At 71.6% G+C, this 16,132-nt stretch carries 14 protein-coding genes; 7 read left to right on the forward strand and 7 right to left on the reverse strand.

Annotation, left to right across the window (positions count from 1 at the left end):
- The first annotated feature begins 231 nt into the window (after window positions 1-231).
- The gene (locus CA983_RS13845) at window positions 232-720 is read left to right on the forward strand and encodes a flavin reductase family protein (protein ID WP_086601189.1); all 489 of its coding nucleotides are present in this window, start codon (window positions 232-234) and stop codon (window positions 718-720) included.
- Between the two features lie 293 nt (window positions 721-1,013).
- Here CA983_RS13845 and CA983_RS13850 read toward each other — a convergent pair whose 3' ends face one another.
- The 4 genes from CA983_RS13850 to CA983_RS13865 all read right to left on the reverse strand — a co-directional run bounded on the left by CA983_RS13850 (window position 1,014) and on the right by CA983_RS13865 (window position 5,692).
- Entirely contained in the window at window positions 1,014-3,410 is a 2,397-nt protein-coding gene (locus CA983_RS13850; RefSeq protein WP_086601190.1) for a SpoIIE family protein phosphatase, read from the reverse strand.
- Window positions 3,411-3,513: 103 nt separating this feature from the next.
- Window positions 3,514-4,077, reverse strand: a complete 564-nt coding sequence (locus tag CA983_RS13855; protein WP_086601191.1) for an antibiotic biosynthesis monooxygenase — start codon at window positions 4,075-4,077, stop codon at window positions 3,514-3,516.
- A gap of 43 nt (window positions 4,078-4,120) precedes the next feature.
- On the reverse strand, window positions 4,121-4,501 hold the full coding sequence (locus tag CA983_RS13860) for a hypothetical protein (protein ID WP_190147024.1): 381 nt from the start codon (window positions 4,499-4,501) through the stop codon (window positions 4,121-4,123).
- A 270-nt stretch (window positions 4,502-4,771) separates the two neighbouring features.
- Window positions 4,772-5,692, reverse strand: a complete 921-nt coding sequence (locus tag CA983_RS13865) for a MurR/RpiR family transcriptional regulator (protein WP_167407369.1) — start codon at window positions 5,690-5,692, stop codon at window positions 4,772-4,774.
- 167 nt (window positions 5,693-5,859) lie between these two features.
- Here CA983_RS13865 and CA983_RS46675 point away from each other — a divergent pair, with 167 nt between their 5' ends.
- Window positions 5,860-6,021: a hypothetical protein gene (locus CA983_RS46675; RefSeq protein WP_167407370.1), complete on the forward strand. Its 162-nt coding sequence runs from the start codon at window positions 5,860-5,862 to the stop codon at window positions 6,019-6,021.
- A gap of 54 nt (window positions 6,022-6,075) precedes the next feature.
- Window positions 6,076-6,477, forward strand: coding sequence for a DUF3662 domain-containing protein (locus tag CA983_RS13870; RefSeq protein WP_086601193.1), 402 nt, complete (start codon window positions 6,076-6,078; stop codon window positions 6,475-6,477).
- A 15-nt stretch (window positions 6,478-6,492) separates the two neighbouring features.
- On the opposite strand, the gene CA983_RS13875 is transcribed toward CA983_RS13870, so the two are convergent.
- The 3 genes from CA983_RS13875 to CA983_RS13885 all read right to left on the reverse strand — a co-directional run bounded on the left by CA983_RS13875 (window position 6,493) and on the right by CA983_RS13885 (window position 11,231).
- On the reverse strand, window positions 6,493-8,169 hold the full coding sequence (locus CA983_RS13875; RefSeq protein WP_425276448.1) for a phospholipid carrier-dependent glycosyltransferase: 1,677 nt from the start codon (window positions 8,167-8,169) through the stop codon (window positions 6,493-6,495).
- A gap of 36 nt (window positions 8,170-8,205) precedes the next feature.
- Window positions 8,206-10,122 (reverse strand): phosphatase PAP2 family protein, encoded by a 1,917-nt coding sequence (locus tag CA983_RS13880; RefSeq protein ID WP_086601195.1) that lies wholly within the window; start codon window positions 10,120-10,122, stop codon window positions 8,206-8,208.
- Between the two features lie 209 nt (window positions 10,123-10,331).
- Window positions 10,332-11,231, reverse strand: coding sequence for an N-acetylglucosamine kinase (locus tag CA983_RS13885; RefSeq protein ID WP_086601196.1), 900 nt, complete (start codon window positions 11,229-11,231; stop codon window positions 10,332-10,334).
- A 240-nt stretch (window positions 11,232-11,471) separates the two neighbouring features.
- On the opposite strand from CA983_RS13885, the gene CA983_RS13890 reads away from it, so the two are divergent.
- The 4 genes from CA983_RS13890 (at window position 11,472) to CA983_RS13905 (ending at window position 16,123) form a co-directional block, all read left to right on the forward strand.
- Window positions 11,472-12,593 (forward strand): ROK family protein, encoded by a 1,122-nt coding sequence (locus CA983_RS13890; protein ID WP_086601197.1) that lies wholly within the window; start codon window positions 11,472-11,474, stop codon window positions 12,591-12,593.
- A gap of 272 nt (window positions 12,594-12,865) precedes the next feature.
- Window positions 12,866-14,188 (forward strand): extracellular solute-binding protein, encoded by a 1,323-nt coding sequence (locus tag CA983_RS13895; RefSeq protein ID WP_086601198.1) that lies wholly within the window; start codon window positions 12,866-12,868, stop codon window positions 14,186-14,188.
- A 124-nt stretch (window positions 14,189-14,312) separates the two neighbouring features.
- Entirely contained in the window at window positions 14,313-15,224 is a 912-nt protein-coding gene (locus CA983_RS13900) for a carbohydrate ABC transporter permease (RefSeq protein WP_086601199.1), read from the forward strand.
- The gene (locus CA983_RS13905; protein ID WP_086601200.1) at window positions 15,221-16,123 is read left to right on the forward strand and encodes a carbohydrate ABC transporter permease; all 903 of its coding nucleotides are present in this window, start codon (window positions 15,221-15,223) and stop codon (window positions 16,121-16,123) included. Before CA983_RS13900 ends, CA983_RS13905 begins: the two co-directional genes overlap by 4 nt.
- The last annotated feature ends 9 nt before the right edge of the window (window positions 16,124-16,132 follow it).

Raw genomic sequence — 16,132 nt, forward strand, 5'->3', positions numbered from 1 at the left:
CCGCCCGCCCCGGGCGCCGGACCCCCAGTCGGGGGCTGGTCCCAAGCCGGGCGGCGGCGACCGCCCAGCGGCACCGACCCCCGGGTACACACCCGTCGGACCGACGGCGGCGTCGCCCCACAGTCGGCATCGGTCCCGGGGCATCACCCCTCGGGATGGCACCCGCACCCCCGACATGGTGAGGTGATGCCGAGACGACAGCGGACGCGAGGGTGAGGGAGTGGTGTGAGCATGGCGGGCATGGACGCGTTCATCGGGCGGATGGACCCCGAGATGTGCGTGGTCACGGCCGTCGCGGGCGGTGAACGGGCGGGGTGCCTGGTCGGATTCGCCTCGCAGTGCTCGCTACGGCCCGTGCGGTTCGTGGTGTGGCTGTCCGAGCTGAACCACACCTTCCGGGTGGCCCGGGACGCCGAGGTGCTCGCCGTTCACCTGCTCGCGCGCGAACAGCACGGCCTCGCCGAGCTGTTCGGCGGGCGGACCGGCGACCGGACGGACAAGTTCGAGGGCCTCCGACTGCGAGAGGCGTACGGCGGGGCCGTCGTGCTGGAGGACGCGCCGGCCTGGTTCGTCGGCCGGATCGTGACGCGCGCCGGCGGCGGCGACCACATCGGCTTCGTCCTCGACCCCGTCGAGGTGGGCGGACACGAGGCGTACGACGGGCCGCTGCTGCGCCTCTCCGGCGCCCTCACCATCGACCCCGGTCACCCGGTCGACTGAGCCGGCGCACGGTGGGTCGAACACCGGGCAAGGTCCGGGAAAAGGGGCGGGACACCGGGCCCGCCGGGCGTCATCCTGAGGGGCCGGGGCGACGACGCACGAGGCGCCCCGTCCGCCGCGAACCGAAGGCCACGCACATGAACGGCTCCCGCATCCCTGGCCTGGTGCTGCCCACTCTGTTCCTGCTGGCCCTGGTCGTGGGCCTGTGGTGGTGCTGGCGGCACCGCGGCGACTCATGAACGGCGAAAGGGCCGTCCCCTACACCTCTCGCACCCCTACGCCTCTCGCACCCTCTACATCTCTCGCATCCTCGGAACCCGGACGTCCACGACGCACACGTCGTCCCGCCGCTCGTCCGGCAGCATCCGCGCGAGCAGCTGCCCGAGTGACCCCGACCCGTCGGCGTGCGGGGCGACCACGGCGTCGGCGAGACGTTCCATACCCCGGTCGATGCTCTCCGGGGGGTGCTCGACCAGGCCGTCGGTGAACAGGATGAGCCGGTCACCCGGGAGGAGACGGCACTCCGCCTCCTCGAAGACCGGCGCCGTGGTCGCGCCGAGCAGCATGCCTCTGGGGCGGCTCAGATACCGCACCTCGCCGTCCCGCAGCAGCAGGGGCGGGGGATGCCCGGCCTGGGCCCAGACCAGACGGCGCATCCGGGGGGCGTACCGGGCCAGCACCATCGTGGCCGTCGCGTGGGAATCACGGGAGTGCAGCAGCAGCGTGTTCAGCCGGGCCAGCGCGCCGGTCAGCGACGAGCCCGTGATGACCATGCCCTTCGCGGTGAAGCGGAGCTGGGCCATCGTGGCGACGGCGTCGACACCGTGCCCGGCGACATCGCCGACCACCAGCAGCGCGTCCCCGTCGGGCAGTTCCACGGCACTGAACCAGTCACCGCCGACGTGCACCCCCGACTGGGCGGGCAGATAGGCGACCTCCACGCGCAGCCCCGCCAGGTGCACCGGCCGGTTGGCCTGCGGCAGCAGCGCCTGCTGGAGCCGGGAGGCCAGGGTCCGCTCGGCCTGGAGCACGTCGTGCTGCGTGAGGATCGCCTGCTCGCTCTCGACCAGGGCCAGCTCCGCCCGCCGCCGCGCCGTCATGTCCTGGACGACACCGTGCACCTCCACAGGCGTGCCGTGCATGTCGGCCACGGCCTCGGCCACGAGACGCAGATGCCGGATGCCGCCGCTCGTCCTGACCCGGAACGGCAGGTCGAACGCCCGCCCCTCCCGGACGAGTGCGCGGACGGCGCGGGTCAGCGCGGGCGCGTCCTCGGGCAGCGCGAGCTCCGGCAACCCGGTGAGCCGCACCGGGCCGTGCGCGGGGTCCCGGCTGAAGATGGCGAACACCTGCGTCGACCAGGAGGCCTCCTGCGTCGCCAGGTTCCAGTTCGCCCAGCCGAGGTTGCCCAGCCGCTGGAGATCCGCCAGCCGCTGCTCCTGCCGGTCGGAGGAGCCGTGCCGGATCCAGCTGACGACCAGCGCGTCGTCCAGCCGCGCCACCCCCGCCGAGTACGTGGACAGCGCCGCGATGCCCGCCACGACCTCCTCGTGCGCGAACGGTTCACTCTCGTACGGCTCCCCGGTGGTCAGCGCGTGCAGGCAGCCCTGCCACAGCGGCTCCTCCGTCAGGGCCGGCCGGAATTCCAGCAGCCGCCGCCCGGCCAGCTCCTCACCGGGGCGGCCCAGCAGGTCACCCGCCCGTGTGGTCGCGGCCTCCACCCGGAAGTCCTCGGTCTCGCCCGACGCGTCCCTCAGCGGGGTGAGCAGCATCGCCGCGATCGGCAGCGCGTCGAACAGCGCCTGCACCGCGTCCGTCGCGGCGTCGTCGGCCCGCTCGGGCGGTGCCTCGAAGGCGCGCAGCCGGCCGGCACACAGCCCGGTGACGCCCCGTAGATGGGCCCGGTCGCGGGGCGTGAACGACCCGGCACGGCCGCGCAGCACGCCGATGCAGACCTGGGCCGGGCCCGCAGCGGGCACAGGCAGCCAGGCGCGCGACCGCCACCGCTCGGGCGGGTCCCCGAGCAGCAGGTCCCGCCGCTCGTCCGAGGCGAGGTCCTCCAGCCAGCGCGGTTCGCCCGTCCGCAGCGCTTCCAGCGCCGCGATCCCGCTCAGCGGCGGCACCTGGCTCCACTGGGCGGCCGGCTGGTCGTCGATGCCGGCGTGGCCGATCAGTTCGAGGCCGCCGTCAGGCCTGCGGGCGTAGATCATGACCGCGTCCGCCGCCATGTCGGGCGCGAGATGCTCCAGCAGACACCTGGCGAGGTCGTGCGGTGTCATCACCCGGACGAGGGCCTGTCCGAGGCGGGCCAGGGCGACGGCGACATCGTCCGGCGCGGCCGTCTCCGGCAGCATGTCGGAGCCGAAGCCGGAGGAGTCGGTGCCGACGGGCTCGGCCGCCTCGCCCGGGGCGGGCGCCGTGGGCGCCAGGGATCCGAGCGTGATCCAGCACTCCTCCAGCAGGGTGTGGCGCGCCGCCTTGGCCCGCTGGAGCAGCCGCTCGTCCGCCGCGTCCGCGGAACACCCGGTCAGCGCCATCACCGCGCCCTTGGCCCGCTCCACGACAGCCGACGTGGCCGCCTGGTCGCGCAACCGGTCCAGCTCGGCGCGCTGCCGGGCGACGATCTTGGCCAGTTCGACCAGGTCCGGTGCGGCACCAGGCTCTGCCGGCGTCACGGGCTCGCTCGTCACGCGTTGAGCATCGCATACCCGGGCTTGTTCGAAGACGGCCTTGGTGGCACGGAGTCCTCGCGCATCCCGCCGGCCACATCGGTCACATCAGCCTCGGGAGCGGTCAGTGGCCATCGCGCGGATACAGCCACAGCCGCAGCAGCCGGCTGAGCCTCGGCATGACCAGATACGTCAGCACCGGTAGCAGCACCAGCGGGAACACGGCGGCCCGCAGCGGCAGCGGCCAGCCGGTGGTGTGCGGCGTCACCAGCCACTGGACGAGCAGGGTGAACGGATAGGCGCCGAGGAACGTCGTGAGGACCATCTTCCACCGGGGCGGGGCCTGCACGGTGGTGCCGGGCAGGCTGAACCAGGTCTCCATGCCGGTCGTCGACTGGCGTTCGCTGCTGACCTCGGTGGCGACGTCCTCGATGCGCCGGTGCCAGTGCGCGCGCTCCTCGGACTCCAGCCAGGCGGCGAGCCGGTGCTGGTCGGACCAGCGCAGCACCGCGTGGTAGCGGTGGCCGTCCTCGGGCGTGAGCCATGAGACGCCCTCGTTGCCCGGGAAGTGTCTGGCGCAGCGGGTGATGCCGTGCGTCCACTCCTCGAACTGCCGCTCCCGGCCGGGACGCACCTGCCAGGTCAGAACCGTGGTCACCGGCTCGCGCCGGACTTCGGTGGTGCTCATTCCCTCATGGGTGCCACGCATGCCGCGGCTCATGCCCCAGGGGTCACGGCTGGCGGTTGGCCTCCACCAGAGCCTGGGTGACCGCCCGGACGCTGCGCGCGATGTGCTGCAACTGCATGACCTCGGCCGCGTACAGCTTGATCGTGTGCTCGATGACGCCCTCGTGCAGACCGAGTCCGGGCAGGTCGGCGCGGGCGGTCTGGAGGGCGGTGCGGGCGACCCTGATCTCCTGCTGGACCTGGATCTGGGCGTGCCGGGCGAGCAGGACGGGGTGGCGGATGAACACGGGGTAGCCGGCGTAGCGCGCGGGCACCAGCTCGCGCAGCCACTTGGCCGCCGAGCGCTCCCAGTCGTAGCTCCCGGGGGTCTTGACCTGGCAGGGCCAGTCCGGGCTGATGCGCGTGGACGTCAGGGGCATGATCATCGCTTCCGGGTGTGCGGCGTCGTGAGGGTGGACGACGGGTCGGGGCGGCCCCGGCCTAGGGGATGACCGGGGCCGCCACGGACACCCGGGGCGCCGAAGCGGGTAGGAGCCGGCCCCTCGGGTGCGGAACGGATCCGGAACGGCCGGGTCGCGATCCGTGAGCAGTATTTATATATGCCATCCGGTTTTCAAGATGCATGAAAACATTCATGCGCGCTTTGTTGTGGATGGTCCCGCTGTGTGGAGTGAGGCCTGCCCGGTGCGTGCCCCTCAGTCCGGGAGGAAGAAGTGATGCTGGTCGGCGACCTGTTCGTACTCCTCGAGCCGGGCCTGCGTCCGTTCCGGATCCGCGTCCGTCATGGCCTGGAGCAGCGCCGAGCACATCACGCCCGGGGCGGCGTAGGAGTCGAAGACCAGGCGTGATCCGGTCCCGAGGGAGAAGACGACGTCGGCCTCGTCCGCGAGCGGCCCGAGCGCCAGGTCGGTGATCAGGGCGACCTTGAGCCCGGCGCCCCGCGCGACCCGGACGGCCGTCAGTGTCTCCTGCGCGTGCCGCGGCATGGAGAACGCCAGCACCCAGGTGCCGCCCGCCTCGCGTGACTGGAGCAGCGCGTCGTAGGCGACGCTCCCGCCCCGCGTCACGAGCCGTACGTCCGGGTGGATCCGGCGGGCGGCGTAGGCGAAGTACTCGGCCAGCGAGACGGAGATGCGCAGGCCGAGGACCGTCAGCGGGGTCGAGGACGCCAGCTTGCGGCCGATGTCGATCACCAGGTTCGGGTCGGCGAGGTCCCGCCGGAGGTTCTCCAGGTTCTCGATCTCGGCGTCGACCGCCGCCTGTAGCTCGTTGCCCCGGTTCTCGTCGGCCGGGCCGCCGCCCGCGAGCGTGCCGAGCGCGATCGCCTGGAGCTTCTCCCGCAGCGCCGGGTAGCCGCTGAAGCCCACCGCCGAGGCGAACCGCGTCACCGAGGGCTGGCTCACGCCGACCCGGTCCGCGAGATCCGTGATGGAAAGGAACGCCGCCTCGGTGATGTTCTCGATCAGGTACTGGGCGATACGCCGCTGGCCCGGGGACAGCCGGGGCCGGTCGAAGAGCGCCCTGAGCTGGGCGGAAGGGGAGACCTCCGCTTCGGGTGCGGCCTTCCCCGAGGTGATCGCGGATGCCTGTGCGCGTGCCTGCTGCGGCGATGGCACCGGTGCGCCTCCTTCGTCTCCCACGGACGCCCAACATAGCTCACGCCCCCTGGTGACCAGGGCTTCTTCCCCGGGCACATGAGGTGCCCGGCAGGTGGATACCCGGACGCCGGGCGGGAACCCGCCGCGGCAGAAGATCCCGAAACGACGGACGAGGAGCCATCGTCATGACCGTCCCCGAGGAGAACCGGCCGAAGACGCAGACCACGGACGAGGTCCTGGAACACCGGGACGAGCACCAGTCCCGGCCGCCGGGCGCGACCGGCCGCACGATGCGCGAGGCGCTGGAGGAGGCCGAGGTGCGGCCCGACGACTACGACGAGCATTAGCACACCCCTGGCCACCGCAACCGAACCGACGACGCTTCCGGCAGGTGAGACCGCATGGGCGCACTGAGTGCGCTGGAGGAGACACTGGAAAACCGATGGGAGGCCCTGTGGGCGCGAGTCCTCGACAAGGAGCCGGTCGAGGTGGTCGACGCCCTGCGACACGAGTGCGACGACAACGCCGTGGTATGCCGGGCGGACCGGGTCATGGTCCCCAACGCCTACGACGTGGAGCTCGCAGACGAGGTGTACGACCAGCTGACACGCAACGGCACCAACGTGGGCCAGGCCCTGACCGACAGCCTGTCCCGCCACGCGGAACGCAAGGGCTACGAGTTCGCGGGCCCGCTCGCGGTACACGTCGCGAGGTGTCCCGACGTGCCCAACGGGCGCTATCGCGTGGCCAGTCGCGTCCTGCAGCACGTGAGCACGGACGGCTTCTTCCGCGCGGCCCACTGAAGCGCCCTCAAGCGTTCAGCGGCGATAGATCGTGATCGAGTGCCCGACATCGTGGACCGGGCGGCTGCCGCCGATCAACTCGGCCAGCCGCCCGGTCGCTCTCGCGGCTGCGGAGTCCGACACCGCCAGCACCCCCCGCACGTCACCGGGCGGCACCCCGCGCGGATCGCGGGCCCGGATGCCGTAAAAGGACGGCACCCCACTGCCCTTGTAGACCAGCCACACCCGCTCACCCGGATACCGCTCGCGCAGCCGCTCCGCGAGCCGCCCCAGATCCTGCCCCCAGTCCACGTTGGAGTCGTGCAAGAACTCCCGCGTCCTGCCCGGCCCGCCGAACGCCTCGTTGGAGTACGGCAAGTAGTAGGGGTACGCACGCAGCGAACTGACCGCGACGAACGCCACCAGCGCCCCCACCGCGACGGAAACCCACCGCCGCCGCGCCACGAGAACACAACCGGCCGCCACCGCGAGAAACAGCGGCAGGAAGACGGCGTAGCGAGTGCCGAGGTCCCGCGCCCCCTGCATGGCCGCCGCCAGCAGCACCAGGGGCGCGGCCAGCACATAGGGCGCGGCCGGCCGCAGGCGGCGAACCGCGACCACGACGACCGCCCCGGCGACCCACAGCGCGAGCATCCCGAGCGGTGTCTTCACCAGCAGCGCGGCCGGCAGATAGTACCAGAGCGAGCCCGAGTACAACCGGCCGAACAGAAAGCCCTGCCACGGCCGGTTCTCCAGCCCGAACTGGACCCGCATCCCGTCCCGGTACGCCTCCGGGAACGGCAGGGTCTCGACCAGCAGCCCCCGCAGCCCCCGCACGGTCGGCACATGCTGCTCCGGGGTCCAGCGCAGCCGCGGATCGACCATCAGATACGTCACCCACACGACGGCGACCGCCGCCACAGCCAGGACTCCCGCACCCGCGACCGCTCGCACCAGAACCTGCCCCGAACCCCGCCCCCGGCCACCGGCCGACGCGTGCCACACCGACACGGCGGCCAGTGTCATGAGCACCGGTACGACAGGGAGCGTGCTCATCTTCGTGGCCAGGGCCGCCCCCAGCGCCGCCCCGGCGAGCGGCACGTACAGCCGGGGCCCGCGGCGGGCCCGCCACAGCAGCCACACCGACGTCAGCACGAACCCGGCGGCCGGCACGTCGAGCGTGGCGAGCGAGCCGTGGGCGATGACGTCGGGGGAGAAGCAGTACAGGGCGAGGGCGGCCAACGCCCCCGCCGCCCCGGCCAGTTCACGGGTGAAGGCGAAGACGACCAGCCCGAACAGCAGCGTCAGCGCGATCAACGGGAGGCGGGACCAGAGCATCAGCCGCCACGGGTCGTTGCCCGTCTCGTAGAGCAGATGCCGCCCCACCGCGCCCTGGTCTTTGGTGAAGGACGGGGCGACGCGCGGATCCGCGAGGGCCACCCCGGCGCCGATGACGAGCTTGCCGAGCGGCGGGTGCTCGGGGTTGTGGCGCAGCCGGTGCTCGTGCGTGTACTCGGCGGCGGCGCCCACGTACACCGGTTCGTCGATCGTCGGGGTCTGCCGCACGGCGGTGGTGACCATGGCGAAGGCCATCTGTGCGAGGAGCAGGGCCACGAGGAGCGGCAGCGGCCACCGGCTGCCGGACCGCCGCGCAGCCCCCGCCGGTGACGACAGCGGCCGCGGGACGGCGGGAGCGGTCCAGAGGTCCCTCATGGACCCACTCTGCATCAGCCCCCGCCGCTCGGGGTGTCACCGCCTGACGAGTCGCACCGACAGGCCGTCAGCCGTGTGCACGGGCACGGCCCGCAGCGTCGTCGAGTCCAGCTCGACACGGTCGAACCGGCCGCGCAGCGCCGGAGCCGACAGGACCGGGACGGTCGCCCCCGCGACCGGCGGCCGCTCGGCGTCGAGCCGCAGCGACAGCACGCTGCCCCGGCCCAGCAGCACGCGCCGGCTCACCGTGAGCGCCGGGCCGTGGTTCCTGCGCAGCGGCAGCTCCAGCGTCGACTCGCCCTCCTGGACGTACGAGCCGCGCACCCGCAGGACCTTGTCCGCGCGCAGCGTGCCGCCCGTGACCCGGACGTCGCCCTGCCCAAGGGCGTTGGGCGACGCAGCGACCAGCGTGCCGTCCGCGACGACGGTCCCGCCGTGGTACCGGTTGTGGCCGGTCAGCGTGAGCGTTCCCGTGCCGCGCTTGGTGAGTCCGCCGTCGCCCTCGATGTCGTGGCGCCAGCTGTCGGCCGCGTGGAAGCCCCCGGCCGCCGCGTCCAGTGTCACCGTGACGTCGGTGTCGAAGGCGCCGTACCCGTCCGCCGCCGCGAAGAGGTTCAGCCGGCCCCACTGCTCGAAGCCGTCCAGCAGGACGTACCCGGAGGGCAGCGCGGTCGTGCGCAGCACCTCGCGGCGCTGGGCCGCGCTCAGGTAGGGCAGCCGCGTCTCCAGCAGGACCTCCGCGCCCTTCGGCACGGTGAGCGGGTCCTTGCGGCCGCGGCGGGGCAGGACGTACGTCAACCGGTGCCCGACCGCACGGGAGTTGGCCTCGCGGTCGGCGTAGGCGTCATCGGCGTCCGAGTGTGCGTAGGCGTACAGCGTGTCCGCTGTCGTGCCGGTCTGCTGGGTGAAGTAGGCGAGGGCCTGGGCGCGCGCGGCCGCCTTGAGTTCCGCGTTCGCCGGGTCGGCCAGTGTCGCCGCGGTCAGGGCGGTCGCCATGATCCGGCCGCCGATGACGTCGACGGTGGAGTGCATGCCCGCCGTGATCCGGGTGTGGCTGAGCTCGAACGCCCGCGTCACCAGCTCCTGGAAACGCTCGGGCACCGCGTACGCGTAGGCCAGAGCTGCCAGATGGAAGGCGTTGGTGTGGCCGCTGGGGAACCCGCCGTCCTCCGCCGGGTTCTCGGAGCGCTGGCGCAGCAGCTGCGGGGCCACGACCACGTCCGAGTCGTACACCGGGTAGCCGAGGGCGTCCTTCTTCCCGGTGTCGACGACCTCGCTGTCCTCGTTCATCCGCCACGGACGCGGGTACTGGAAGGCGAACTTGGCCGGGTTGCCCGAGGCGAACGGCCCGCGCACGGTGTCCACCAGCTTGGCGACCTTGCCGAGCTCCGACTCGTAGGAGCCCGCGCCGAGCGCGGATCCGGCCGGGGCGTCGGCGGGGACGGCGTCGTTGATCTTCCCGGGGGGCGTGCCGTCCGGGGCGGAGGTGATCGACGTGACCGCCTTGGCGCCGGACTTGTACAGGCCGGCGAGCGGACCCAGGCCGCCGATCATGGCGTAGCTCTGGTGCTGACGGTCGTAGAGGAAGGCCTCCTTGGCCTGTGCCTCGGTGCGCGACGTCGTGACCCGGGCGCAGTAGCGCATGTTGGCGCGCAGCACCTCGCGGTCCAGGACCCGGCCGGTGTCCCAGGCGTCGCCGGTCTTCCACACCTGGGACATGCCGCCCAGGATCCGGATGACGGCGTTGGTCTCGGGGGTCTGGTTCGTCAGGACGTTCGACTTGTAGTCGTCGACGAACGCGGCGGGGCCCGTGGCGGCCTTCGCGTCGGCGGCGGCGAGCCACGTGGCGAAGGTGGGCGCGGCCAGCAGACCGGCCGAGGCGCCCAGGGACGTCCTGAGGAAGCCCCGCCGGTTGACGGACGCGGTGGCGATGGGCCCGGCTGGTGACGGCATGCGTGTGCCTCTCTTGAGTTCTGCGACGGGTTCGTCCAGCCGCGTGCGGCCGGGGGGGAAGGTCGTGCGATCGTGTGCGACCCGTGGTGCCTTCGACGACTTGCGGGGCACTGCCGAGTGACGAGCGAAGATCTACGGCCGCGTCGTGACCCTTCGGAGAGGGTCCGGCCACGAGCCGGTGTCCGGAACGTGAACGGCGCCCGCCCGGCTCACAGAAGCGAACGGGCCAGTGCCACCGCGCCCTCGACCGGCGGCACGCGCAGCGGCTGGGGCCGGGCCGCGGGCAGGGACTCGGCGAGCGCGGAGGTGAACGCCTCGTACAGCGCGGGCTGGGCGAGCACCGTGCCGCCCGCCACCACCACGTCGTCCACGGCGACCCCGCGCCCGGCGAGCCGTACGACGAGCGAGGCCAGCGCCCGGCCGCCGTCGTCGATCACGGCCCGGGCGAGCGGTGAGCCCGCCTCGGCGGCGGCGAACACCACGGGGGAGTGGCGGCCCCATTCGGCGGAGACGTCCGTGGCGGCCTCCAGCGCGGCGCCGAGCGCGGGCACCTCGGCCACGCCGAAGGCCGCGACCAGGCCGGTCGCGAGCGCGTCGGGCTCCTCGCCGCGGTCGTGCGCCGCCCAGACGGCCCGCGCGGCCTCGCGGACGAGTCCGGCAGCGCCGCCCTCGTCGCCCAGCACCGCGCCCCAGCCGCCGATCTGGACCGGACCGCCGTCGGGCAACCGCCCCACCGCGACCGAACCGGTACCGGCGACCAGACCGACGCCCTTGTCCAGCCCGGCGGCGGGGACCAGCAGTTCCGCGTCGCCCACGACCAGCGCGGGCACTCCGAGCCGCTCCTGAAGCGCGGCCCGGATGGCTTCGCACTGGCGAGGCGTCTCACAGGCGTGCCCGCCCACGGCGACGGCGGACGGGCGTGCGTCCGCCGGCAGCGCGTCACGGACCAGCGCGGCCAGCCGGCCGGCCGCGCCCCCGGGCTCGTGCGGCCGCCAGCCCGCACTGCTGCTGACACGGTCGACGAGGCTTTCGCCGCCCGCGAGGGCACGCAGATGCGTCTTGGTGCCGCCCACGTCGATACCGACCACGTAAGGCGTGGAGTCCTGCACGGGTCCTCTTTCGTCGTTGCGCGGTCACGGCGACGGCAGGCGAACCGTGCGTCGGACCACGCCAGTTGAAGAGGTAGGGAAGCCCCGGGACGGGCTTCTGCGGGCCACGGCAGGCGAGTACCGTGAAGTTCGTTAGGAAGTTAACTAACGAAGTAGGGTGCGCGTCAAGAGGCACGGAATCCCGGTGCCGCGCGACCCTTGCCGCCGCTTCGCACGGCCGCAGCACGACCTGGGGAGACCATGCACCTGAGTGAGAGTGCCCGTGTGGTGTTCGACGTACTGGCCGGGACGGGCACGGCCACCCGCCCCCAGCTGGCGGCCGGCGCGGGCCTTTCCAAGCCGACCGTCTCCTCCGCCGTGGCCGAACTGGAGGCCGTCGAGCTCGCCGCCCACTCCGGCAGGGCCTTCGGCGGCACCGGCCGCAGCGCCGCGATCTACCGTCTCGGACCGGCCGCCGGCGCCGTCCTCGCGGTCGACCTGGGGCCCGCCGTGACCCGGGTGCGCGGCTGTGCCCTGGACGGCACGCTGCTCGCCGAGGGCACCGGCTCCCGCCCGGAGGCGGCMGACACCGTCCGCAAGGTCCTCGACGCGCTGCCCGCCGGGGCCCCGCTGCGGGCCGTCGTCGTCGCCGTCGGCGACGTCCCCACACGGGACCGGGAGGGCGCCGGGGAACGCCCCGCGACCGCCAAGGCCGGCCCCGTCTTCGACGCCATGGCCGTCGCGCTGCCCGAGGGCGTGCCCGTCCACCTGGAGAACAACGTCAACTGCGCCGCCCTCGCGGAACTCCACGAGGGCGCCGCCGTCGGCCGGGACACCTTCGGCTACCTGCGCATCGGCGTCGGCATCGGTCTCGCTGTGGTCATCGGCGGCCGGGTGCTGCGCGGCGCGAACGGCGCGGCCGGTGAGGTGGCCCGGCTGCCCTACCCCTGGGACGACGACCGCGCCCCACGCCATGAGGGCCTGGAACAGCGCATGGGGTCGCGCACCCTGCTGCGCCGGGCTGCCGAGGCCTGGCAGGACGGCGACGGGCCCCGCCCGCGCACCGCCGAGCGGCTCCTCGCCCTGGCCGGGCAGGGGCATGCCACGGCCGGTGCCGTGATCGCCTCGCACGCCGCCGACGTGGGCCGGCTCGCCGCCGCCGTCGCCGCCGTACTGGATCCCGGGCTGATCGTGCTGGGCGGCGGCACCGGCGCGGATCCGCAGCTCCTGCCCGGTGTGCGGGCCGAGCTGGCCCGGCTGAGCTGGCCCACCGAGGTGGTCAGCAGCGTCGTGGGCGACACCGGCACGGTGGCGGGCGCCAGCAGGCTGGCCGTGGCTCATGGAATTCAAACCGTGACCGGAGCTGTGCGGGCGAAGCATTGACGGCTGCGCCATCGTCTGCCAATGTCCGGACAAGCGCTTTCTAAGTCGGCCGGGACGCCGACTCCGGGTAAGCCTCCCGCTCGTACGCGAAGTACGGCAGCCGCACGAGGGCGAGCTTGTGCGACGCCGGCCGTCATGGCCGGGGACCCCACCCGAGAAGGCGACGCGGCCGGGCGAGGCCGCGCCCCCGGGAAGCGAAAATTCCTTCACAACGCACCCGTGCCGCCTCGGCTGGCGCCGTGCTTCTTCCGCTACGAGAAAAGGGATCGAAGATGATCAGTGTGGGTGTGCGGCGCTCCCGCCGACTCGGCCGCGGCGGCATACGCCGCGTGCTTCCCCTGGCTGCCGTGGCCACGGCAGGTGCCCTTCTGCTCTCCGCCTGCGGGTCGGAATCCGGCTCGGGCGGGACCTCCAAGTCGCTGACGTTCTGGATCTCCACGGTCCCGGGGCAGGACGCGGGCTGGAAGAAGATGGTGGCGCAGTACAAGAAGGAAACCGGCGTCACCGTCAAGCTCGTCAACATCCCCTACGACGGCTACGACGCGAAGCTGCGCAACGCCGCGCAGGCGAACTCCCTGCCCGACGTGGCGGCAGTGCCGAAGCTGGACCCGATCTGGGCGAACAAGCTGATCGACCTCAGCTCCATCGCCAACAAGAAGAGCAACAAGATCAACGGCAACTTCGTCGCCAAGGACTCGTCGGGGAAGGTGCTGTCCATCCCCTCGGACGTCACCGCGTCCGGCCTGTTCATCAACAAGTCGCTGTTCGAGAAGGCCGGCGTCTCCTTCCCGGCCTCGCCCCAGAAGACCTGGACCTGGACCGAATTCATCAAGGCGGCGGACAAGGTCCGGGAGAAGACCGGCGCCAAGTACTCCCTCACGTTCGACCAGTCGCCCTCCCGGCTCCGCGCCATGGTGTACGAGCTCGGAGGGAAGTACGTCCACGCGGACTCTTCCGGCAAGTTCTCGGTGGACGCCGCGACCAAGAAGGCCGTGAAGCGCTTCGTCGAGATGAACGACGACAAGACCATGCCGAAGTCGGTGTGGACCAGCGGCGCCGACCCGTCGGCCATGTTCCAGAGCGGTGACGTGGTCGCCTACTGGTCCGGCGTGTGGCAGGTCCCCGCCTTCGCGGAGAGCATCAAGAAGTTCGACTGGGCGAGCGTCCCGACTCCCGCCGAGCCGGTGCAGGCCAGCGACGTCAACAGCGGCGGCATGACGGTGGGCTTCAACAACAACGGCGACGCGGCCGCCGCCGCGACGAAGTTCCTGTCCTGGCTGTACGAGCCGGCCCACTACCAGGCGCTGTGCGAGGCGTCCGGGTTCCTGCCCGTCGAAACCGGCCTGAACCCGAAGTACCCCTTCAAGTCCGAGGCGGCGCAGGCGGCGTTCAAGCTGTACAACGAGTCGATCCCGCTGTACGCCCCGATCTCCGGCTACTTCAACACCGCGCAGACGAACTGGGTGCTGAAGGGCAAGAGCCTCACCGAGGACCCGACCAAGACGGAACTCGGCAAGGCGATCAACGGCCAGCAGTCGGTCGACAAGGCGCTGGACAACATCGTGGCCGGTTACAACCAGCAGGTCGGCGGCTGAGCGCAGGCCGACAGGCCCGGGCGGCGGGGTCGAGACACCGCCGCCCGGTCTCGGGCCCCCACGCGATGCCGGGCTCATGGCCTGAGCCCACAGGAACCCATTCCACCAGCACGGAGTCAGGAAGATGACCAAACGCGCCCCGGACGTGTCCGCGAGCCCGCCCAGGAGACGCAGTAAGTACACCCTTGCGCCGCTCGTCCTCATCGCGGCCAACGTCGTGCTCTTCGCGCTGTTCTTCCTCTGGCCGGCGGTGATCGGGCTCGTCTACTCCTTCACGAACTACACGGGCGTGGGGGCGTTCCAGTTCGTCGGACTGGACAACTACCAGCACCTGTTCGGGGACTCCACCTTCTTCGACGCGCTGACCCGGACGCTGCTGTACACCGTGCTCTTCGTCCCGCTGAACTTCGTGTTCTCGCTGCTCATCGCCAACGTGCTGGTGAGCAAGCACGCCAAGGGCGTGTCGGTCGCCCGCGTCTTCTTCTTCATCCCGTGGCTTCTGTCGCCCATCGTCGTGGGTGTCCTGTGGCGGTGGCTGTTCGGTGAGAACTTCGGACTGGTCAACTACCTCATCGAGAAGCTCGGCGGAAGTGCCGTTCCGTGGCAGTCGAACGCGGACCTGTCGCTGATCGTCGTGGTAGTGGCGGCATCCTGGGCCTGGACGGGCTTCTCCATGCTGCTGTTCATCGCGGCGATCAAGAACGTACCGGTGTCGTACTACGAGGCGGCCTCGCTCGACGGCGCCGGTCCGTGGCGCCAGTTCATCAGCATCACACTGCCGAGCATCGCGCCCACGTCCTTCATCGTCATCCTGCTCAACACGATCCACGCGATGAAGGAATACCCGCTGTTCGCCTCCCTCAACAACGGCGGACCCGGAACGTCGAACAACCTGCTTGTCCAGTACATCTACCAGACCGGCTTCAAATCGGGCCAGATCGGCTACGCGAGCGCCGCGTCGTTCGTGCTCATGCTCATCCTGATGGCCGTCGCGATCATCCAGCTGGTCGTCAACCGGCGGGTGGAGAACCGATGACAACCACAGACATGCCACGCAAGGTCGACGCCGGGCCCGGACGGGCTGTCCGCAAGAAGCGGCCCAGCGGCGCGGCCAGTGGTGGGCTTCGGCGCGCGGTGCCCGCGACGACACTGCTGTGGGTCCTGGCGGCCCTCTACGGGCTGCCGGTGCTGTGGTTCGTACTCAGCTCCTTCAAGCCGGCGGGAGACCTGTTCTCCCTTCCGCTGACGCTGCTTCCGCACGACCCCACCCTGTCGGGTTACAAGGCGGCGTGGGACAGCGCCAACTTCTCCGAGTACTTCATCAACACGACCATCGTGTGTGTGATCGCGACGATCCTCACGGTGGGAGTCAGCTGCTGCACCGGGTACGCGCTGGCCAAGTACGACAACAAGTGGCTCAAGGTCTTCTTCGTCGGCATCCTGGCCACCACGATGCTGCCGGGCGAGGTCATGCTCGCCCCGCAGTTCCTCGTGGTCCGCGACCTCGGCCTCTACAACTCGCTCGCCGGCATCATCGTCCCGGCCGTGCTCACCGCGACCGGATGCTTCATGTTCCGCCAGTTCTTCCTGACGGTCCCCGACGAGCTCATCGAGGCCGCCCGCATCGACGGCGCCCGTGAACTGTCGATCTTCCTGCGGATCATGGTGCCGATCTCCCGGCCCATCATGCTGACGCTCGCCATCCTGTCGTTCCAGTGGCGGTGGAACGACTACATCTGGCCGCTGCTGATGCTCAACGACCCCGAGAAGTTCACCGTGCAGATCGGCATCCAGAGCCTCGTCGGCGCGCAGAACATCAACTGGTCGGTGGTGCTCGGCGGATCGGTCATCTCCATGATCCCTCTGATCGTCGTCTTCCTGGTGTTCCAGCGTTACGTCATGAACGCCGACATCAACGCCGGACTGAAGGACTGAAGGACTGAC

Source organism: Streptomyces swartbergensis (assembly GCF_002148965.1).
In the GTDB taxonomy this organism is placed as follows: Bacteria; Actinomycetota; Actinomycetes; order Streptomycetales; family Streptomycetaceae; genus Streptomyces; species Streptomyces swartbergensis.